Raw genomic sequence first — 20,407 nt, forward strand, 5'->3', positions numbered from 1 at the left:
ATAGTGTTAGTTAAAGTTCTGTTTTTATGTTCACTTCGGTGCTTCTCTTATTCTTAAAGTGGTAGAAAATGAAGCAGACTGCCAAAAATCCTAACCCTACTAGTAAACCAACCAGCTGTGTTGGGTCGAAGGCCAGGAATAGTAGGATCGACACACAGAACACGATACATACTATTGGGATTAATGGATAAAACGGAACCTTGTATTGTAAATCCTCTAATTTACCGCCATCTCGCAAATATTTCTTTCGAAACATCAACTGGGAAAGAGCAATCCCAATCCACGAAATGGTCACTGATATACCTGCAATCGACATAAGTAAGACAAACACCGTGTCTGCAGCAATTACGCTAGTTAACAAGGATAATAGCGAAAATATCATCGTAAACACCAGGGATGTGAAAGGAACTTTACGCTTTGACAGCTTTCCAAATACCTTCGGTGCCATTCCGTCATGCGCCATCGCCCACAGCAGGCGGGTCGACGCATAAATACAAGAGTTTCCAACTGAAAGAATGGCTGTCAGGATGACAAAATTCATAATATCTGGCGCGAATGGAATACCCGCTAAGTCCATCAATGTGACGAATGGACTTTCCAATAATCCTAATTCCTTATTTGGAAAAATCGCTGATAAAATAACAATTGAGGCCAAATAAAAAACGATAATTCTAAATAGGACGTTCCGAATCGCACGTGGAATATTCTTTTGCGGCTCTTCACTTTCACCTGCTGCAATTCCAATCAATTCCGACCCTTGATAGGAAAAAATAACGTTCATCATGGTCACAAAAAGGATAACAAACCCAGCTGGAAACAATCCTGATGGAGCCAAGTTATCTAAAAAGGGAGCCGGGCGGCCTTCCAATGGTATAATGCCAAAAATCGCGCCAAAACCAATAATGATAAAGAAAATGACAGCTACTACTTTAATACCCGCAAACCAATATTCTGCCTCAGCAAATCCCTTCGTCGTCAAGGCATTAAGCACGAATAGCAAGGCGATGAAAACGGCACACCACACCCAGACCGAAATATCTGGAAACCACCGTTTCATCAATATTCCCGCCGCGGTAAATTCTACCCCTGCTGTAGTCGCAGATCCAATGAAATACATCCATCCGAGTGAAAATCCAGCAGATGGGCTGATGAACTTACTGGCATATGTTTGAAACGATCCCGTTACAGGCATATGGACTGCGAGTTCCCCTAGGCACACCATGACGAGATATAAAATGATTCCTCCCAAAAAATACCCGATTAATGCACCGCCCGCACCTGCCTGATTAATGGTATAACCAGCGTTTAAAAACAACCCCGTTCCAATGACTCCCCCTAACGAAAGCATAAACAAATGCCTGCGTTTCATGGATCGAGTTAACTGATTTTGCTGTTCCCCTTGTTCGACCATACCTCTCACACCCCTTGTATTAAAAAACTAGGCTGTGTTATTCTTGCATGTTGATTTCCACTCCAGTCGCGGGCGGTTCGGGAAGCCTCCTCGGCGCTTAGGCGCCTGCGAGGTCTTCCCTGTCCCGTACTCCCGCAGGAGTCTCGCGCCTTCCGTTCCAATCAACATGGGCACATGATCAAAAATGTTCCTTAACACAGCCAGAACCTAAAGTCCCCTTAAAAACGCAGTGACAAGCAGCTTAATCCGCCATCTAGCTTGCGGAATTCCGACATTTCAAGCTCTATTGTTTGATAGCCCGCATCGTTCATCTTTTGTTTTGTGATTGGGTATCCGGCCGGGATGATCACATAGTCATTTACCCGAATACAGTTTGCCGCGTATTCCTCTTCCGGCGGGACAATAATTTTTTTATAGGAATTAAAATCTGGATGGTCGATAAATTCTCCTGCTACGACAACTGTTTGATTTCCTAAATAAGAGATTCCTGTTTTTAAATGAAAGAACTTTTCCAGCGAAACAATCGTTGCCTTGTAGTTTTCCAATTCTAAAATTGTTTTTAATTGTTCGGCCCCATCCTGATTTGTGCGCGTTGAAATCCCGATATAGAAATGGTCTTCAATTTGAAGAATATCCCCGCCTTCAAGTGTTCCAGGCGCTTTAATATAATAAATATTTTCATAGAAGGATTTGATAGAAGGCTCCATTGCATGGATTTCTCCATTCCTTGTTGGTGCGCCGGGATTGGAAATGACCGCGAATTTAGGTGTTAAAACGGCTGTGTCCTCCACAAAGGTAGAATCCGGGAAATCCGCGTGACTCTGAAGGACTGTTACCTCTGTTCCGCATTTTTTCAAGGCTTCAATATAAGCTTCGTGCTGCTCTAGAACTTTTTCTAGTAAAGGTGTTCCTAAATCGGCAGTCGTTATGCCGTTGATGTAGTTCTCTCCAGGTACTCTGACAATTGTATTTTTAAACATGATTATTTCCCCCTTTTTATTAATCACGGACCACTGGACATGTAAGGCATGTCGGTCCGCCCGTTCCTAAATAAGAAATTTCATTGCCTTCATATTCATAAACCGTTGCCCCGGCCTCTACTAATTTTTCCTTTGTATAAGGGTTTCCAGAAACCATCACACAAACGCGCGGTGCTAAAGCAAGAACATTGCAGCCAAGCCGGTGATATTCCTCATCCGGGACTTCAATAAGCTGAAAGCCGCGTTTGATGAGCAGCTGTCGTAAAAAGACCGGCATTAACCGCGAATAAACAACTGCTAAATTGTCGTCGACAATACTTATAAATGACATGAGATGAAGACATTCTTCTTCCCCTTGATCATGAGGGAGCTGAACGACGATACATTCATCGACTAAATCCCTAGTCATTTCCTTGATTTGTTCAATTGCCTCATCATTTGTTCGATAGCCGCGGCCAATTAATAGAGTGCGATCATCGAGCCAAACAAGGTCCCCCCCGTCTGCCGCCGCTTCACCTGAGAGCTCACCTAATATAGGAATATTTTTTTCTAGCAGAAATTTTTTATAGGCTTCTGCCTCAGGCTGACGTAATTTTTTCCCTGATTTTAATATAATCGCGCCTTTTTTCGTAAATTTAACGGGATCATGGGCATAAAGCGAATCTAAACCAACACTTTCTGAAGCAGGCAAAAATTCAATGTTCTCCACATGTTTGTTTATAATTTCAAGAAATTGTTCATACTCTTGCTCTGCCTTAGTAAAATCAGGCTCACTGATATAATTGAATCTTTTCCATTCCTTATTTAAATGTTCCTGATTTAGAAAAGCGTCCTTTGGATGCTTGACGATGACTCGGTTAAGGTTTTTATGCATCGAAGCTGTCATGAATTTTAAATCCCCCCTTCCATTTTTCCGCATAGTGGAATATAATTCTTATTAACGGAAAAACTTATATTTATGATATTAATGCAGCTTTTTTTGCCTGTCAATATATTTAGAATTAACTGAAAAATTAAATTATTTTAGGGGATGAAGCGATGCAAACCATTGACCGAGCCATGCATGTAATTAAAGTTCTTTCTGGAAACGACACGAAGAAGTGGTGTTCTATTACTGATTTATCTAAGGAGTGCGAGCTCCCAGTCAGCACTATGCACCGTTTGTTACATTCGATGATTCAGCACGGATTAATTCAACAGGAAGCCGAAACAAAGCTTTATTCAATGGGGAATGCCTGGTTGGAGTATGGCTTGCAGATGTATGATACCTTTGATTTTGTCGGACTTATCCGCCCTGAAATGGAGGCATTGATGCACGAGTGCGAGGAAAGTGTTTATTTTAGTAAACCCATTGGCCTGGAATCGTTAATTGTGGAAAGAATTGACTGCCCGCATAACCCAATCCGTATTTATGACCAACTGGGAATACGTATCCCTATGAATATTGGGGCCGCCAATAAGGTCATGCTAGCCCATATGCCAAAAAATGAAGCTTTAAAAATCGTCAAAAAACTGGCTCCTATGGAAGAAGAAAAAGATTCTCTTTTACAATTATTGATCAAGATTCGGAATGATGGATTTGGAGAAAGTCACGGCGAGAGGACAAAAGGCACTTCATCTATCGCTGCCCCAATCTTTGACCATTCCAATGAATTGATAGGTGCCATCAGCGTCGGGTATGTCAGCTTTAATGTAACAGAAGAAAGAGAAAACTTTTTAAGAACTAAAGTAATGGAATACGGAATGCGTATTTCTACTAAATTGGGACGAAAAAGAAGTTAGTGGCTGCTCACTAACTTCTTTTATTTAAAAGGAATTTGGATAGTTTGTGCTTCTTCTAGTCTTTCCTGTTTAGCGTTATAAACATCGCTCGTTAAGATTTTTATCCGGTCAATCTTTTTTGTATCCTCTACAATAAAGCCAAGGCTGCCACGTTTTCCTTCGTTCCCTTCTAAGACGCCATTCAGATGTTCGAGGTACATATCCTGATTCCAGTCCGCCTTTACACCCGTATTGGTTTCAAATAGAGCCACAGGAGCAAATTGCCGTTTTTCTTTTGAGAGGTTTTTAATATCGAGGCTTATTTTTATGAAATCAAACTCTTCGGCTTCTGTTAACGGATGAAAATAGTCAATTAAACTGTAATCTGGGCGGTAATGAAGCAGCTTCACTTCTCTTATTGTGTACTCAATATCGCCAAAATGATATGCCTTGTTTACCTGCTTTATTGCTTTTAGTGTAGCTTCTCCTTTTTCATCCGTAAATGACTGGCCTGGTCTTTGTAAGGTGGAGTCATCCGTCACCTGAGGGCTGTTATAATAGGCGTCATGCTCCGCTTCTGAAATCTTTTTTACTTGAGTTTGTACTTCCTTCGAATTAGGTTGAATGGATGATAATGAACAGCCTGTAAGAAGAAAAATAAATAAAATCGCTATCATTGCTTTGTTCATATTGATCCCTCCGTTCCATTGCAAGTAGTCCCGCCGCATGGTGCAGCGGGATATTTTTTCAACCTTCTCAATCAAATTTACTTGTCTTCGATTACTGTTTTTCTACTTCCTTTTTCAAGGATGTCAAAAATGATTTTGGCATTATCGGTGTTGTCAATTTGACCTGCAAAGCGCTCACTGGCAGGACCAAATGCATATACATTTACATCCTCACCCGTGTGACCGCCAGTTGTCCAGCCCGTGAATGAACGGGTGTCAATTATTTGTTCGATAGCATTATCGATATCTACCACTCTTTTAGAACCAGCAGCATCCTTAACTGACTGAATTTCTTTATCGGTTAAAGGAAGATCAAGGTATTTGGTCAACGTTTCTTTCACATCGGCACCACCTGCGATTTGCTCAGCCATAAAATCCGGTGTGCGTTTAGCGGCATTGATAGGAGCACTGAACCAGTTATACTCACCACGGGCACCGATGGAGTAACCGCCGGTAGAATGGTCAGCCGTTGCTACAACCAGCGTATGTCCATCCTTTTTAGCAAAATCAATTGCAGCTTTGAAGGCTTTTTCGAAGTCTTCCATTTCACTCATGGCACCAACGATATCATTGTCATGTCCGGCCCAGTCAATTTGGCTTCCCTCCACCATCAAGAAGAAGCCTTTTTTATTTTGATTTAGGCGTTCAATGGCCGAATTCGTCATATCGGCCAGTGAAGGCATTTCTGCTGTACGGTCAATCATTTTCGGCATGCCGCGCTGCGCAAAAAGCCCAAGCACCTGATCATTGTTGTCCTTTTTCAATTCTTGAAGGTTTGAAACAGAGCTATAGCCATCCTTTTGGAATTCATCAACAAGGTTGCGGTCTTTGCGAATAAATAAATCTGAACCGCCCCCTAGAAGGACGTCAATTTTGTGCTTTCCGTTAACCTTTTCATCAAAATAATCATCCGCTATCGCATTCATATTATTACGGTTTACATCATGCGATCCGAAAGATGCTGGCGTAGCGTGAGTGATCTCGGATGTCGCGACTAGCCCTGTTGCTTTTCCCTGTTCCTTCGCAGCTTCAAGTACTGTTTTCACTTCTGATTTATCATTGTCGACCGCTATAGCGGCATTGTAGGTTTTTACTCCCGCGGCCATCGCTGTAGCAGCCGACGCCGAGTCGGTTACATTTTGTTTCGGATCCTCTGGGTAGGTGGTTTGCTGCCCAACAAGGTATTTATCAAACTCAGTAGGTTCAACAAATTTAGTAGCAGGATTATCCTTTAAATAACGGTAGGCTGATGTATAAGAAACACCCATTCCATCACCAATGAGAAAAATCACGTTTTTAATTTCTGCATTGTTGTTAATAGATTTATTCGATTGTGCATTTGCAGCACTTGCTCCTTCTAGACCCGCAAACGCTACAGTTGAGACCATAGCTAGTGGAAGAATCTTTTTAACTAGGTTTTTCTTAAACAATTTAATTACCCCCTTAAAATAATTATCATACGAAATTCATTATAGAGAGGTAGTTTTAAGACAATGTAAAGCATTGTAAACGAGTGAAAATTGAAAAATGAGAATTATTAGGTATTTTATCCCAATCTCTAAAAAAACGGATAAAATTTCGTACTTCCAACGTCTTCACCTAGTACTTCTTACCTGTTATTCTTAATTATTTTTTTACAAAAAACAAACAATTGCTGTCTCACATCTTTTTCTTTAATTATTTGAAATATTGTTGTATCTTTGATAGGAATGAATTGAATTTCGAAAGGCGAAACATATGTGGAAAAACAGAAATGTATGGATTTTATTAACGGGAGAATTTATCGCTGGTCTAGGTTTGTGGTTTGGCATAATTGGTAATTTAGAATTCATGCAGGACATGCTCCCCTCAGACTTCTTAAAATCGCTCCTTCTAGCGGGGGGACTGCTTGCTGGAATTGCGGTTGGGCCATATGCCGGCAGACTTACTGATCAGTCTAGTAAGAAAAGGGTTATGCTTATCGCTGGTTTTGTGAGGGCAGTCAGTGTAATCTTTATGCTCATCGCCATTGCGACTAATTCTATATGGTGGATGGTCGTTTTTCTAGTCTTGCTTCAAATTTCAGCCGCTTTCTATTTTCCTGCCCTACAAGCAGCCCTTCCGATGGTCGTTTCTGATAAGGAACTGCTTCGGTTAAATGGAGTCCATATGAATGTGTCGACTCTTTCCCGTATTATCGGAACAGCATTGGCCGGATTATTGCTGGTCATCATGCCGCTATCGATGCTTTATGTGAGTTCACTGGTTGCGTATATCGGATTATTCATCCTTACTTGGTTCTTGAATATTGATGAAAGCAAGGGAATTCAGCAAGTTAAGAAAAGCACATTAGAAAAGACTAGTTTTAAAGATGTTTTTCCAATTATAACAAATCTGCCAATTGTCTATATGACACTCATCATGACACTAGTCCCCGTTCTGTTTCTCGGAGGATTTAATCTTTTGGTGATTAATATCAGTGAAATTCAGGATAGTTCCGCCATTAAAGGGTGGATTTACACGGCGGAAGGTATCTCCTTTATGATTGGTGCTTTCTTCATCAAACAAATCAGTGATAGAATTACCCCCTATTTCATTCTATTTGCTTGTTCATTTTTGATTGGGTTATCGGAGGTAATGCTCTATTTAGCAAACCTTCCGGTGGTAACAATTGCCGCCTTTGTGTTATTTGGATTTTCTGTCGGCTGTTTTTTCCCAACAACAGCTACTATCTTTCAAACAAAGGTACCGAAGGATTTCCATGGACGGTTCTTCTCTTTCCGAAACATGCTTGACCGAATTAGCTTCCAGATCGTTCTTCTTATTAGCGGATTTCTGTTAGATCTGATTGGTCTTCAGCTCATGTGCGTCCTTTTCGGAAGCCTATCTCTCATCATGACCGCTATCTTTTATTTAAGGCACCAATACCTGCAAACCCGTACCCGCACAATCGAACAAGAAAAATAAAACAAACCGGCCCCATCCACTTTTTGTGGTTGGGGCCGGTTTAAACTTATACTGTCCATCCATGACGGACAAATACCATAGAGTGTCTTTTTGTGGTGCCTGACACCCTACAATACCATCTAGTATTCTTTTTTTTGTTTTGACTTGGTCCAAGCTTGGAAAGGAGAGTAGTTGTTGTCGGGGAGCACACGAATCATTGGGATACTTAGTTTTTCTACTGGCAGGGCTAATTGATCATAAATGAATTGGTCGTCGAAGCCAATTTTTGCTGCATCGTCTTTTGTACAGCCATAATAGATTGTCTTTAGCCTGGACCAATAAATGGCACCAAAACACATCGGACATGGCTCGCAGCTTGTGTAAAGCTCGCAATCTGTCAATTGGTAGCTATCTAAAAATTCACAGGCCTCCCGAATCGCTTGGATTTCGGCATGTGCTGTCGGATCATTCTTTGCCGTTACCTGATTACGGCCGACACCAATAATTTGGCCGTTTTTTACCACTACTGCTCCAAATGGCCCGCCGCTATTAGTAATAACATTTTCATAAGCAATATCCACGGCCATCTTCATAAACATCTCTTCTCCCATAAACTGCCTCCATCCTTTTTCGAAATCCCTTAACATAATTTATTAACCCTATGCAGGAAAAAGAATTGTAAATTTATTAAACCCAAACACTTTTATAACTAAAAAAACTAGCTTTCTCATTTAAAGAAGCTAGTTTTTTCACCTATCAGCATTATTTATTTCTCTTTACTTTTCTTTTTCTTTGGTACTTTCTCAGGCATGGTTTCAACCCAGGTTACGGACTGCTGAATCCACTCCTTTATTTTTTCAGGCTCTTCCCTCCATTGTTCCGGCAGCGCAACATACTCTTTCATCGGCCTGCCTGGCATAGGTGAAAACTCCGATGCCCCTTCTTCCTCTAAAAGACGAAGACGATCTTGCTCTTGTAGTCTTACGAAAATTTGCGGGCCAAATAATCCCGCGAACATATTACCATTAATAAAGCTGGCTAGGTTGCCGAACATCGGCTTTATATTGATGCGAGGATCCACAGGAATAACGGAAGAGAAAAATGCTTTTGAGTCTTCATCAGGGCGTGGAAATGACATACATACTCACTCCTTTTCGTTCTTTTTAGCATTACTGTTCTAACATCAAAATCCCCTTAATCGGCGTGCATTGATAGCTGTACGAGCTCCACGCTTTTTCAGCCGGTAGGTAGCTCGCCTCTATTACTTTCTTCATATGATTGCGCTCATTAAAGCCACCGCTTTTTAGTCATTCTACCTTTCATTGTACCCATTAAATCAAAGTAATAGGCAGAAATAATCGATGTTGCATAATATGTAAGATTTTATGCTAGAAAAATATGAAACAATATAATTGCTATAAATTCACACAAAAAGTAGTTCGTATATGTCTGAAATTTTGTACAATGGTATTAAAGGTTAATTTTGCCCAAATATAATAAGTTTTCGGACAATAATTCTAGGGCTATATTTTTGATCACAGTTGTGAAAGGACTTGAACGATAATGCTGAAAGCCAGGGTATACGACTTATCGTTATTTTTCATTTCATTGGCCATAGCTTTTGGTTCATCTGAAATTCTGACCGTTAATTCCTATTATATAAAAGCCCTGATTATTTTCTGGTTTTTTTCTATTCTTTATTTTCGCCTCCGAGTATTTTATAAAAATGGCAGTACGAATATTGAATCTGGCATTAGTTATGACTTATCCATGGTCTTGTTCGCTGGACCAATAGGATTACTAATATTTGAAACGATTTATCGTTTTACCGTTTACTCTTATCGGAAATGGACCAAAACGGCGGATCCTAGTGAATTATCTGATACTTTTTATAACATTGGTTGCTTTGTCATAACGAACTCAATTGCCTATTTCCTGTTCCAGCATTTTATTGAAAGGTTTCAAACCTTCCCTTTTGGCTTTTGGATCCTGATATTTCTCTTAGTCTGTATTTCCTCTTATCTTTCAGGTACTTTTATGGTTATTGTTTTTGTAATATTGGGAGAATTAAAATCCTTTAAAGAAGGAATCGATTTTATTTTTAGGGGAATTAGCTTCCTCGACTATGGGAAAGTGGCCATTTCAAATGGATTGCTGCTCATTTTTCTGCAAAATAAAAGCTGGGAAATGTTAATTATCATGTTTATTTTGAATTATATCGTTAGCCGATCCTTCTACTACAAATCCCAGAGTATACAAAACAAGGTTGAACGGGACCAATTCGAGCAAATGGCCTATACAGACTTTTTGACCGGGGTATTTAATCGTACCTTTATGGACAAAAAAATGGCTGAACTCAATCAAACGGGTGAAAGTATTGGGATTGTCGTGGCCGATATTGATAAATTTAAAGGCATTAATGACAGCTACAATCATGCGGTGGGCGATAAGGTCATTCAGCACTTTGCTGCAACTTTAAAAAGCTATCTAGATGTTGATGATTTTCTGTTTCGAAGCGGCGGCGAGGAGTTCACTCTCTGCCTCAGAAAAAGAAATTTCGATGAAACGTTGAGTTTGGTAAATAGAATGCTTGGGGGAATTACTAATAATTCCGTCACAGTAGAATATAACGGAGAACAGCGTTTTATCTCCTATTCCGCCTCATTTGGACTCTATTACTACAAAGTAAACGAACACATCTCCATGGAAAAAGGCTATATCCTTGCCGATGAACTCATGCTCCAATCCAAACAACTAGGAAGAAACAAAGTATCCGTCATCAACGGCTTACTAAACGAAAAAGTGGTCTAACCTATGCGTCATAGGTAGACCACTTTTTTTGTTGTTGGTGGTGTCAGGCACCATTAAAAGACATTTTCACGTTTTTGTCCGCCTGTGGTGGACGCTTCGCAACCTAGACTGTCATCAAGCTTTTTATGTATTGGTCAGCGCGCTGGATCATTATTTCATCGGTTAGTCCCTTGAATCCGAAGTCTGTCCAGCCTGTATATACTTGTGGAGGTCCAGGGAGTATTTCGATTAAAGACAGGATGTCCCAATATGGATCATATTTGAATCCTGTGAAACCGGCGTGCCTTTGATATGCTGACAAGAATGCATCCGCTATGTGACCGCCATATAAAAGAGCCAAATTCAACCGGCAGTGGCCAACATCAATCCCTGCAGGACCCCGGCAGGCATTTACCCAATCGACTACACCACTGACTTCATGTCCTTCCCACAAGACGTTTGTCGGATGATAATCCCGATGAATGAAACACTGCTTAGTGTAGGGACGAGGTCCTTTTACTATATTAATAGCCTTTTTCCATAAGCCCGGACAGCTTGTCCAAGTGGGGATATCCAAGGAGTTTATATCCACGTATGTGTTGTAGGACCATGGAAAGTCCCCTGCGTCCACGGAGTGTATCTGAACTAACGTTTCTGCAAGACCGTCCAGCCATCGATTCATGTCCACCGGACTTAGGTCCACACTGCCCCGAAGCCTCGTCATCAGCACGGCTGGCACTCGACAGGAGGTACCGGTTTTATCATGTGCAACGATTTTAGGAGTCTGAATGCCCGTTCGTCCTGCCCTTTGTAGACTCTCTGCTTCATGCAGGGCCAAATCTGGCTCTGCCAATACCCATTCTTCATTGTCGATTAACCGTAAAACAAGCTCTGAGAACCCTTGTTCACCATGAAGTGATAGACCGTAAACACTTGAAGACGTACCGCCTTTAAGCAGACTGATAGAGTGTACTTTTGCTTTCCGATTTACTGAATCTATGACCCATTTTAGAACATTATCCGATAATCTGGATGCACAATCATCGTACATAATCAGTCCCCCTTTTATATTAATCTTCTTCCGATTCTATTCTTTAAATTAATATAATATGATGGAACAATCAAACAAACCACAAAGTAGAAGAAATTCGGTGTCAAATACCAATGTCGACGAGCGGTAACTGACACCGTAATGCCGTTTAATATTTTTTTTCACGGCAGTTTTTACAGACTTTGATTTTTTCGTTTGCTTCTGTTGTGTGTGGGTACAGAAGCTTTATTCTTGTTCTTCCACACAATGGGCATGTCCCCCGGCCGTTTGAAGGCAGGTAGCTGATTGTTTTCCCCCGGTTCCTCTTCGCCATCTCCATCCATCCCTATCCAAAAAAATCTCGTTTCTATATCTAATGTTGAACAGGCATAAAGATTGATAGGCATATAATTGTTTTTGTAACTAAAGTAAATATTGTGATGCCACACATTAAAAAAGTACTCTGCCCTTTAAAGGTTTTAGATTCTCCATAAAAATGTGCCACACTTATTCAATAAATTGCTTCCAAAATACTGTGAAATTCTACAAGAATCTACATAAAAAATAACAAATCCCATACTTAATGACTATTTAAAGATATATAGAAATATAAACCCTTGGTATACAACCATTAATATACCCATAAACTTATTAATCCTTATAAAACTTTTATAATAGGGATTTATTCCTATTAAAATACTATTCTAGAATCATTAGAAATATTTCGTTTTCTGAAATTTTTGTAAAACGAATATACTTTTGCATTCCAAATTTCTGACAAAATATACAGAATATTGAATTTACAATAGGCTTGTAACATTAAAATTTGATGAGAAAATTTTTGGGGGTGCAAGTATTTGGTTAAAAAGAAATGGAAACGAAATCTAATGGTCATGTCCGCTATCACCGGACTAGGATTCACGACTCTATATCCTGGTCTTACCACGAAGACCCAGGCGAGCGGGCTGCCCGATCAGCCTCTGCCAAAAGAGGAATCTGTCTCTATTGTTCAATTGGAGGTTCCTAATCAAAAAGCAAAGGACAAGCTGCTAGAACTTGGAATTGACCTTGCTCACAGGGCCAGTGAACACAGTGGAATTTTAGAAGTAGACGCCGTTGTTACACAAACTGAGCTTGCCATGTTAAAAACCTTTGGAATCAAGGTAAAGGACACCTTAATCACAGAAAAAGAATGGAATGCTAGAACAGCAGAGAGACAGACTGCCGTACAGCAGGAGGCTAATCTGACAGCTGCTGAAGATTCTGTTAAAATTCTTCGGGCAAACCATTACACGAATCAATCTGAAACCTTCCTATACGTTGAAGCAAAAACAAGTGCTGGTGCTGCGGCAAGTACAGCTCTCACAGCCACCTGGACAGAAAATGGAGTTGAAAAATCAGCAACCCTTGAAAGGTTTGTTGACTTAGGTGAATATATGTACCATTGGCTTGAAATACCTGTCAGCTCCATTCCATCATCTGTAAAAATCACAAGCAATCTTGGCGGATCCGCTACGAGCTCCCTTACCGAGTGGCTAGGTGTGGACAAGCCTGGAAATCCAAAGAAACACTATGTCAAAGATTTTGTCGACCATTATCTGGCACCTGCTGAGCTTTATGAGCGAGCTAATAATTTAGCAAAAGAATTTCCTGATTTAGTAGAAATCATTGACATGCCGAATAAAACAAACGGATACCGCCGCCTGGCACAAGCAACATTAGGAAGCACCAATGGTACTTCTGTTGTGGTTACCTCAAAAGCATGGGGCCATGAAGGCGGAAATGATATAAAAGTAGAGTTCCGAAATCCTAAAACCAGTGACTCTGCTTTGAAAGTAACCATAGAAGGTAAAAAGATTATAGTGGATTTGGCTACAGACTCTTCCGCTAAAGTTACAAGTACAGCAAAACAAGTAGTGGATGCCCTTAATGCTGATGCCAAAGAACTCGTTTCCGCAACTACATATCGCGGCAATGCTGGCGCAGAAACGGTTTCTCCTGCAACCGCAGCGTTAACTGACGGATTAAAAGCTCCTGCTAACGTTTCACGTGATCCTTTTACAGTAAAAGCAATCCGTATTGGAAAACATCGCGATGGTTCAAAGCCAGGTGTGCTGGGGTATGCTCAGGAGCACGCCCGTGAATGGGTAACACCTCTCGTGACAATTGAAACGGCTGAACGTCTGCTCCGAAACTATGCCCATGATGGAGAAACGAAGCAACTCGTTGATAACCTGGATATTTTCCTTGTACCAACGGTAAATCCAGACGGAGCAAATTACAGCTTCTATGATTACAATATGCAGCGAAAAAATATGACCAATTATTGTGGCCCAACCGAGTCTGACCCAAGTTACCGAAATTCTTGGGGCGTTGACCTAAACCGTAACCACTCAATCGGATCTGCTTTTGATGGGTTTATTGGCGCATCAACATCACAATGCCGAAGCACCACTTACGCTGGACCAGCAGAAAACTCCGAACCAGAAGCTAAAAATATAGTCTGGCTCGCTGATAAGTTTTCAAACATCAAATTCGCGATGAATATTCATAGCTATGGCGGATATTTTATGTGGTCACCAGGTGCTTATGATGCAAATCGTACAACGCTGCCGCGTCCGACTGCAGGTGAAGAAGCCTTCTATTGGACAGCATCCGATACTATTCTTAACAATATTCAGGACCACAGGGGCACAGTCATTCTCCCAAGCCGTACAGGACCAGTACCAGATGTTCTATACTCTGCAGCTGGCAACTCTGCCGACTACCTATGGTATGCAAAAGGCATTTATGCCTGGGATTTTGAAGTCGGAGCAGATTTATGGAATAAAGATAGGCAAAGATGGGAAGCAGTGGGATTCCAGCCTGCATTTTCAGAAGGTCATGAAGAAGCCATGGAGTTTGCCAACGGTTTAATAGGCATGATAAAAGTAGCTTACAACAATTCGAAAGATCACCAGCCGCCTTCCTCAAAAGCCGTGCCTGGCAACGGAAAATTCTCCGGTCCAGTTGAGGTCAGCTTTGAAACGAGTGAGGCAGCAACTATATACTATACACTCGACGGCAGCCGTCCAACTTTTGAATCAGAAAAAATCAAGTTAAGTGGAATCCGTGAAAATGCGGAAAAGTTGAAAGTCGATAAAACCACTACCATTAATTGGTTTGCAGTTGATGCAGCCGGAAACATTGAAAAAAATTACAATCCATTTAGCAAAGGAAATAACTTTAACTCTATAACCTTAACAATAAAGTAATAATAGATTGGGAGGTTGGCCTTTTGTGGTCAACCTTTTTATCATATCAAAAAAGTAAAAACCCGATTCTCAGCTGAACCGGGCTTTTACATAAACGATAACGTTTTATTTTTCAAAAACCGCATTTGATAACAGGCGGAATAGGTAATCGGTGTGATCACGGAAGCCTGCTTCTAAACCAATCAAGGTAACGTCTTTATTTTTCTCTTTTACCATTATTGCCTGACCTTTTGCAGTACTATTGTTTTGCCAGTGTCCTGCCATAAAGAAATCGTCTGAATCTGCCAAAGTTGCTGCAACTTCATCATTATCTGTTCCGGTATACCAGACTGGACGATATACGAAACCAAGGTCATTCTGCCCATAACCAGCGGTTAAACCAGAACCATCATAGTTAACCTTTACAATTCCGTTAGAGTTAGACCCGCCAGACTTTATCGTGTCATCGGTAAGCCCGAGTGTGAACGTTGCTCTTGAAGCCCCTGCACCAACCGCAATGTACTTACCACCAGCATTCATAAAATTATTAAGATTAGCTTTAAAGGAATCTAGTTGGCCGGCATTTTGGAAACCAAATTCTTTGTTCGCTGCTGATAGGTTCGTAGAAATTAAACTCTCTGTACCGCTATATACAAAAACATCGAAACCATTCAAGCCATTTTCTGCAGCCTCAACCGGTGTGACCTCTGTCACCTGGAAACCAAGTCGTTTTAGTGCAAGCTTTGTTCCGCTGTGGGATTGCTGTTTCCCCATACCGCCGTCTTTCAAAATGGCCACTTTTAAATTGGTAAGTGTGGATGCATCCACTGGAATGCTAGCTGTTGAACCCACCTGTAAACCTGACGCTTTCACCGCGGCAGAGATTTTATTTGCTGCAGCTTCTGTGTAGAAATTACCGTGTTGGTCACGTTTTACAGCAACACCTTGTTGAAGCAATGTATTTACTAGATTAACGGCTTTAACGGAGCTATTTGGGATTATATATGGGCCCTTACCGGTAACAGCACCTTGTTCTGTCACCTGATTTACTTTAGTTGATGTCACATCGACCGAATTTTGTGTTGGCACCGCTTCAAAGCCCCAAAGTTCTGGCAGGCTCCATGCCGAGATATCATACATGGCTGGTGTATCGTTTGTAATGTCTTCTCCATCCCAAAGCATTGTATTGGCCAACCCTGCTTTTGCTTGGTCCATTTTTACAATATACGTTCCTTTAGGATAAGTTTTTCCATCAGCTTCGAATGCTTTGACAGCTTGGACCACTTCGATATCGTTGTTTAGTAAGTGGTTAACAGCTTTATCAGTTACTGTAGGGTCCTTTTCATCAACTGGCAGGATATAAGCTTTCGGGAAGAATCCATCTGGATGGAAAGGATGGTCAAAATTGATGCCGCGTTTAAACATTTCAATTTGGTCCGAAATCATTGCTTGTTTATTTGCGGTTGCAAACTTTAGAGCACCCATAATGGCATTATACTGCCAGAGGACACCATCCAAGTCATTAGTTGGCGCTTCTAGCGTATGACCATAGGCACCATGGTACATTGCATACATTGGTGTAAAGATTGGCGGATAATCATCCCAGCCGGCCGCATCATCACGTTGTGGAACGTAAACACCTTCCATGCTTTTGTAGAGATCCCCTTTAAAATCTGTTTTATCCTCCATGATATTGGCTTCCATTGCCTCTGCCTGCTGATAAGCCCACTTGTTATATAGGTCGTACTCATAGTTTGGATTATGCGGGGGTGTACAAGGCTCAATTAATCCCTGACGGTTTGGTGCGTAATTCTTTACATATCCATGGGTATCTAGGAATACCATCGGATTCCACTCTTTAATAAGCCCTACTGTTTCCTTCGTTTCCGGCTGTGACTGTGTGATAAAGTCACGGTTCAAATCGATCCCTTCACCGTTAAAACGAGTGGCATTAACACGTCCATCAGGGTTTTGCACAACATTAAAAATGAGAATATTATTTTCCAAAATTCCCTTTGTTTCCTGGTCATTTTGTGTTGCAAAACGCTCTATTAATTGCAGAACCGCATCGCTTCCTACAAATTCAGTCCCATGAATGGAGCCATTAATCATAATAGGAACCTTAAAGTCTGGATTTGCAGCAATCCAATCCTGGGCCTTCCCTGGATTTTTAAACATCTGCTTTCTAAGTGCTTGGATTTTGCCAAACTTACCTTGTGTAGTTGGATCTGCAATCGTGACAACATATAGTGGGTGCCCATCCGCTGACTTTCCACGGACTTCAACTTTAATTCTATTAGATTGTTTTGCAATTTCATTTAATTTTGTACCAATTTGTGAGAACTTCACAAAATCATAGTTCTCACTATTAAACTTGCTGCCATCCTGTTCTTCGTATGTATTGACGTTTGTCCATTTTGGGCCCTCAGCAAAACCTGTTGACCAAGGAACCATTGTAATTAAACTAACAGCCAAAATACTGGCAGCAGCTTTTTTCTTAGTGTTCTTCTTCATGATTAACCCCCCTATATGTATTTTTATAATGAAGAATGTATTTTTATCACTTGTATTATTATAGTAATAATTCCAAAATATAGCATCCTACTAACTCCCTGTACAAATAAGGAAAATTTTTAGGTACAAGGACATATGTAAATATGCCATCATCACGGCCAGTGATAATAAACCTTACGTCCACCGTCTACGCACAAATGTCCATAAATGGTGCCTGACACCATATTAAAAGGAATATTTTCTAAGCAGGCGAATATAACACAGTAGGGAATCTATATGGACATTTAATAATTGAGGGGAGTTTGCTTATGAATCAAATCATTTATGGAAACGTAGTGGAAACGAGGAAACAGTTATTAGATGAAATTACTACATTAAGTTTTGAAGAATTGAATACTGTTTTACGAAGTGATTCTTGGAGCGTGGCTCAAGTATGCCATCACCTTTATTTAGCAGAAAAATCATTTGTACATGGGATTAATTATGCTCTGAAACAAAAGGACAGCCCAAAGATCGAACCAAAATCAATCGATCGTATTTCCGATCGAACAAGTAAAGTTGACGCACCAAGTTTCGTCATACCTAGTGAAGAATCCTTTGAAATTCACCACATCCTCAATATGCTTAAGGAATCGAGAACGATGCTGCTAAACGTTTTAAATAAGATTGAGAACGATTCCATTTTGCGCGATAAATCAGCGAAGCATCCTCTCTTTGGCGAACTCCCCCTTATTCAATGGATTGAACTTATCTATTTACACGAACAACGGCATATCGAACAAATCAACGAAATCAAATCGCAAATTCTTTGATTTATGGTGTCAGGCTGCACGACTATAAATTCCTTCCCATATGATAGGAATAAGAACCGAAACAAAACTTTCTGATTGGAAGGGAAAGATGTGGTGCTTTAAATGAAAAATTCCCAAGCTTATCATCATTCGTTTCAAAATCTTCAGGAGAATGGGATGTCGTTTGAACAGGTCTTTGAACGGATTGTCGAGTTCATGAAGATAAACCCAAATGGGAACTACCGTTTAATGGTCGGCACAGATTCACAAGTTCATAGATCCACGACCATATTTATTACTGGCATCGTGATTCAAAATGAGGGACATGGCGTGTGGGCGTGCATTAGAAAGGTGATTGTACCAAGGAAAATGACGCATTTACATGAAAGGATTTCTCTCGAACTTTCGTTAACAGAAGAGATTGTGTCCATGTTTACGGAAGATAGAAAAAATGAATTGATTAGCATTGTCCTCCCCTATCTTTATCAAGGGGCTACATTTACTATAGAAGGTCATATCGATATAGGTGCCGGCAAACGTAACAAAACCAGTGAATTTGTAAAAGAAATGGTTACGCGAATCGAATCTATGGGAGTTGAACCCAAGATCAAACCGGACGCCTTCGTTGCCTCCAGCTATGCGAATAGGTACACTAAATAAGGTGTCAGACACCGCAAATGGACAATTGTCCACGGGCGGTGCCTGACACCCTTTATTATATACACTCTAATTCTACTTTAACTATAGTGCCAACACCGGGCTGGCTATCGATTTTCATTATACCGTTATGTTCCTGTATAATTTTGTTGCTGACGGTTAGTCCAAGCCCGATTCCCTTATCCTTTGTAGTATAAAAAGGAGTTCCTAGAAAACCCATGAGCTCTGTATCGATCCCAACACCTTCATCCCTAAAACTAACAAGTACCCTTTTGTCCTCTATTTTTTGGATATTAATATGTACATTTCCTCCGTTTGGCATCGACTCAATGGCATTCTTAAGGAAATTGACAAATACTTGCTTTAATTGGTGCGGACTGCAAAGTAACTCAATATCATCCAGTGGATACGCTTTTTTGATTTGAACATTATGCAGTAAAGCCTGCGGGTGTAGAACATTAATCGTACTATCTAAAATCCCTATTAAATTTTCCTTTTCAAATTGAATGGCCTGCGGTTTTGCTAAGGACATAAACTCATTTACAATCATATCAATTCGGTCTAGTTCGTTCATAATAATAGATAAGTAGTTCTCTTGCTTACTCTTCTCACTCGTACTTTTCAATAGTTTTGAAAAGCCTTTTAATGAGGTTAAAGGATTGCGAATTTCGTGTGCCACACCTGCAGCGAGCTGGCCAATGATCGATAGTCGGTCTAAATTACGAAGAGCATCGTCATTTTTTACCCTGTCTGTTATGTTTCTTCCAACTGCCACAAATGAATCAATTTCTTTTTGCTCGTTATAAATCGGTGAAATATTCGTTTCAGAATAAATTACATCGTTATCACCGGTTTTAATCCTTATTTGAAACAGCTGTGGTTCTCCAGTATCGATCAAGTTTTGAACTACGCTTTCAAAATATTCTTTATCCTCAGGAAAGATAATATCATATACATTCTTTCCAACTAATTGCTTTGGAGTAAACCCAATCCCTTTCTCATGAGAAGGGGAAGCATAAAGAATTTTTTTTTCTTTCGTATAAACCTTGATCATATCTGAGGTGTTTTCAGTAATTAGTTTATATAGCTCCCGCGTTCTTTTCAATTCCCTTTCAGTATTCAGGCGATCTGTAATATCACGGTAAATGGCCATTATCGCGATTATATCTCCATTTGAATTTCGAAAAGGTGAATAGGATACAGCGATATCAAGAACACTTCCATCTTTATGAAAACGCTGTGTTATGATATTATGAAAAGCTTTACCGAGTTTGACAGCCTCTATTATTTCGATCACTATGTCAGGATTCGGGAATTCCGTAAATCTCTTCCCGATGATTTCTTCCTCCGTATAACCAAATATATTGGTATACATCCGGTTTACACGAATAAAACGATTGTCCATATCGACTAAACAAATTCCATCGACTGTACAATCAAGAAAAAGATCGATTAACTCATCAGGATTATAGATGACAGATTCATTTGCTTCGCCAAATATCTGAAAACTCTTCGACATAGAGATCTCCCCAAACAATCAATTATTCTCACTCATCATATCCATTTTACAGAATTATACGATAAAGA

17 protein-coding genes are annotated in these 20,407 nt (G+C 40.3%); 6 read left to right on the top strand and 11 right to left on the bottom strand.

Annotated features, from left to right (window positions below; all coding sequences use genetic code 11):
* Positions 1–10: 10 nt before the first annotated feature.
* The 3 genes from AC59HZ_RS26120 to AC59HZ_RS26130 form a co-directional block, all read right to left on the bottom strand.
* Positions 11–1,411, bottom strand: a complete 1,401-nt coding sequence (locus AC59HZ_RS26120) for an amino acid permease (RefSeq protein ID WP_496548684.1) — start codon at positions 1,409–1,411, stop codon at positions 11–13.
* Between the two features lie 218 nt (positions 1,412–1,629).
* A complete protein-coding gene (locus tag AC59HZ_RS26125; RefSeq protein ID WP_496548685.1) occupies positions 1,630–2,391 on the bottom strand; it encodes a dimethylarginine dimethylaminohydrolase family protein in 762 nt (253 codons plus the stop codon).
* A 19-nt stretch (positions 2,392–2,410) separates the two neighbouring features.
* The gene (locus tag AC59HZ_RS26130) at positions 2,411–3,277 is read right to left on the bottom strand and encodes a dimethylarginine dimethylaminohydrolase family protein (protein ID WP_496548686.1); all 867 of its coding nucleotides are present in this window, start codon (positions 3,275–3,277) and stop codon (positions 2,411–2,413) included.
* Positions 3,278–3,429: 152 nt separating this feature from the next.
* On the opposite strand from AC59HZ_RS26130, the gene AC59HZ_RS26135 reads away from it, so the two are divergent.
* On the top strand, positions 3,430–4,173 hold the full coding sequence (locus AC59HZ_RS26135; RefSeq protein ID WP_496548687.1) for an IclR family transcriptional regulator: 744 nt from the start codon (positions 3,430–3,432) through the stop codon (positions 4,171–4,173).
* Between the two features lie 20 nt (positions 4,174–4,193).
* On the opposite strand, the gene AC59HZ_RS26140 is transcribed toward AC59HZ_RS26135, so the two are convergent.
* Positions 4,194–4,841, bottom strand: coding sequence for a hypothetical protein (locus AC59HZ_RS26140; RefSeq protein ID WP_496548688.1), 648 nt, complete (start codon positions 4,839–4,841; stop codon positions 4,194–4,196).
* Positions 4,842–4,918: 77 nt separating this feature from the next.
* Positions 4,919–6,268 carry an alkaline phosphatase gene (locus AC59HZ_RS26145; RefSeq protein WP_496548737.1) on the bottom strand — a complete coding sequence of 450 codons (1,350 nt, stop codon included), beginning with the start codon at positions 6,266–6,268 and terminating at the stop codon, positions 4,919–4,921.
* Between the two features lie 349 nt (positions 6,269–6,617).
* On the opposite strand from AC59HZ_RS26145, the gene AC59HZ_RS26150 reads away from it, so the two are divergent.
* Positions 6,618–7,826 carry an MFS transporter gene (locus AC59HZ_RS26150; protein WP_496548689.1) on the top strand — a complete coding sequence of 403 codons (1,209 nt, stop codon included), beginning with the start codon at positions 6,618–6,620 and terminating at the stop codon, positions 7,824–7,826.
* Positions 7,827–7,945: 119 nt separating this feature from the next.
* Here the strand turns inward: AC59HZ_RS26150 and AC59HZ_RS26155 are convergent, their stop codons facing one another.
* Positions 7,946–8,416, bottom strand: coding sequence for a nucleoside deaminase (locus AC59HZ_RS26155; RefSeq protein ID WP_496548690.1), 471 nt, complete (start codon positions 8,414–8,416; stop codon positions 7,946–7,948).
* Positions 8,417–8,571: 155 nt separating this feature from the next.
* Complete coding sequence (locus tag AC59HZ_RS26160) at positions 8,572–8,943, bottom strand: TfoX/Sxy family protein (protein WP_496548691.1); 372 nt, start codon at positions 8,941–8,943, stop codon at positions 8,572–8,574.
* 425 nt (positions 8,944–9,368) lie between these two features.
* Between AC59HZ_RS26160 and AC59HZ_RS26165 the strand changes: the two genes are divergently transcribed.
* A complete protein-coding gene (locus tag AC59HZ_RS26165) occupies positions 9,369–10,616 on the top strand; it encodes a GGDEF domain-containing protein (protein WP_496548692.1) in 1,248 nt (415 codons plus the stop codon).
* A 103-nt stretch (positions 10,617–10,719) separates the two neighbouring features.
* Here the strand turns inward: AC59HZ_RS26165 and AC59HZ_RS26170 are convergent, their stop codons facing one another.
* Both AC59HZ_RS26170 and AC59HZ_RS26175 read right to left on the bottom strand, forming a co-directional pair.
* Positions 10,720–11,646 (bottom strand): phosphotransferase family protein, encoded by a 927-nt coding sequence (locus AC59HZ_RS26170; RefSeq protein WP_496548693.1) that lies wholly within the window; start codon positions 11,644–11,646, stop codon positions 10,720–10,722.
* Positions 11,647–11,794: 148 nt separating this feature from the next.
* Entirely contained in the window at positions 11,795–11,965 is a 171-nt protein-coding gene (locus tag AC59HZ_RS26175; protein WP_496548694.1) for a hypothetical protein, read from the bottom strand.
* Between the two features lie 517 nt (positions 11,966–12,482).
* Here AC59HZ_RS26175 and AC59HZ_RS26180 point away from each other — a divergent pair.
* Complete coding sequence (locus AC59HZ_RS26180; RefSeq protein WP_496548695.1) at positions 12,483–14,879, top strand: M14 family metallopeptidase; 2,397 nt, start codon at positions 12,483–12,485, stop codon at positions 14,877–14,879.
* A 105-nt stretch (positions 14,880–14,984) separates the two neighbouring features.
* Here the strand turns inward: AC59HZ_RS26180 and AC59HZ_RS26185 are convergent, their stop codons facing one another.
* The gene (locus tag AC59HZ_RS26185; RefSeq protein WP_496548696.1) at positions 14,985–17,372 is read right to left on the bottom strand and encodes a M14 family zinc carboxypeptidase; all 2,388 of its coding nucleotides are present in this window, start codon (positions 17,370–17,372) and stop codon (positions 14,985–14,987) included.
* A 308-nt stretch (positions 17,373–17,680) separates the two neighbouring features.
* Here AC59HZ_RS26185 and AC59HZ_RS26190 point away from each other — a divergent pair, with 308 nt between their 5' ends.
* Together AC59HZ_RS26190 and AC59HZ_RS26195 are read left to right on the top strand one after the other, a co-directional pair.
* A complete protein-coding gene (locus AC59HZ_RS26190) occupies positions 17,681–18,184 on the top strand; it encodes a DinB family protein (protein ID WP_496548697.1) in 504 nt (167 codons plus the stop codon).
* 102 nt (positions 18,185–18,286) lie between these two features.
* A complete protein-coding gene (locus tag AC59HZ_RS26195; protein WP_496548698.1) occupies positions 18,287–18,823 on the top strand; it encodes a ribonuclease H-like YkuK family protein in 537 nt (178 codons plus the stop codon).
* A gap of 55 nt (positions 18,824–18,878) precedes the next feature.
* On the opposite strand, the gene AC59HZ_RS26200 is transcribed toward AC59HZ_RS26195, so the two are convergent.
* Positions 18,879–20,339, bottom strand: a complete 1,461-nt coding sequence (locus AC59HZ_RS26200) for a PAS domain-containing sensor histidine kinase (protein ID WP_496548699.1) — start codon at positions 20,337–20,339, stop codon at positions 18,879–18,881.
* Between the last annotated feature and the right edge of the window lie 68 nt (positions 20,340–20,407).

This window comes from Neobacillus sp. DZ-9 (assembly GCF_059587065.1).

Bases quoted from the DNA above. Each gene is read 5' to 3' on its own strand.
- AC59HZ_RS26120 (WP_496548684.1), bottom strand. From the start codon at position 1,411: ATGGTCGAACAAGGGGAACAGCAAAATCAGTTAACTCGATCCATGAAA.
- AC59HZ_RS26125 (WP_496548685.1), bottom strand. From the start codon at position 2,391: ATGTTTAAAAATACAATTGTCAGAGTACCTGGAGAGAACTACATCAAC.
- AC59HZ_RS26130 (WP_496548686.1), bottom strand. From the start codon at position 3,277: ATGACAGCTTCGATGCATAAAAACCTTAACCGAGTCATCGTCAAGCAT.
- AC59HZ_RS26135 (WP_496548687.1), top strand. From the start codon at position 3,430: ATGCAAACCATTGACCGAGCCATGCATGTAATTAAAGTTCTTTCTGGA.
- AC59HZ_RS26140 (WP_496548688.1), bottom strand. From the start codon at position 4,841: ATGAACAAAGCAATGATAGCGATTTTATTTATTTTTCTTCTTACAGGC.
- AC59HZ_RS26145 (WP_496548737.1), bottom strand. From the start codon at position 6,268: ATGGTCTCAACTGTAGCGTTTGCGGGTCTAGAAGGAGCAAGTGCTGCA.
- AC59HZ_RS26150 (WP_496548689.1), top strand. From the start codon at position 6,618: ATGTGGAAAAACAGAAATGTATGGATTTTATTAACGGGAGAATTTATC.
- AC59HZ_RS26155 (WP_496548690.1), bottom strand. From the start codon at position 8,416: ATGGGAGAAGAGATGTTTATGAAGATGGCCGTGGATATTGCTTATGAA.
- AC59HZ_RS26160 (WP_496548691.1), bottom strand. From the start codon at position 8,943: ATGTCATTTCCACGCCCTGATGAAGACTCAAAAGCATTTTTCTCTTCC.
- AC59HZ_RS26165 (WP_496548692.1), top strand. From the start codon at position 9,369: ATGCTGAAAGCCAGGGTATACGACTTATCGTTATTTTTCATTTCATTG.
- AC59HZ_RS26170 (WP_496548693.1), bottom strand. From the start codon at position 11,646: ATGTACGATGATTGTGCATCCAGATTATCGGATAATGTTCTAAAATGG.
- AC59HZ_RS26175 (WP_496548694.1), bottom strand. From the start codon at position 11,965: ATGGAGATGGCGAAGAGGAACCGGGGGAAAACAATCAGCTACCTGCCT.
- AC59HZ_RS26185 (WP_496548696.1), bottom strand. From the start codon at position 17,372: ATGAAGAAGAACACTAAGAAAAAAGCTGCTGCCAGTATTTTGGCTGTT.
- AC59HZ_RS26190 (WP_496548697.1), top strand. From the start codon at position 17,681: ATGAATCAAATCATTTATGGAAACGTAGTGGAAACGAGGAAACAGTTA.
- AC59HZ_RS26195 (WP_496548698.1), top strand. From the start codon at position 18,287: ATGAAAAATTCCCAAGCTTATCATCATTCGTTTCAAAATCTTCAGGAG.
- AC59HZ_RS26200 (WP_496548699.1), bottom strand. From the start codon at position 20,339: ATGTCGAAGAGTTTTCAGATATTTGGCGAAGCAAATGAATCTGTCATC.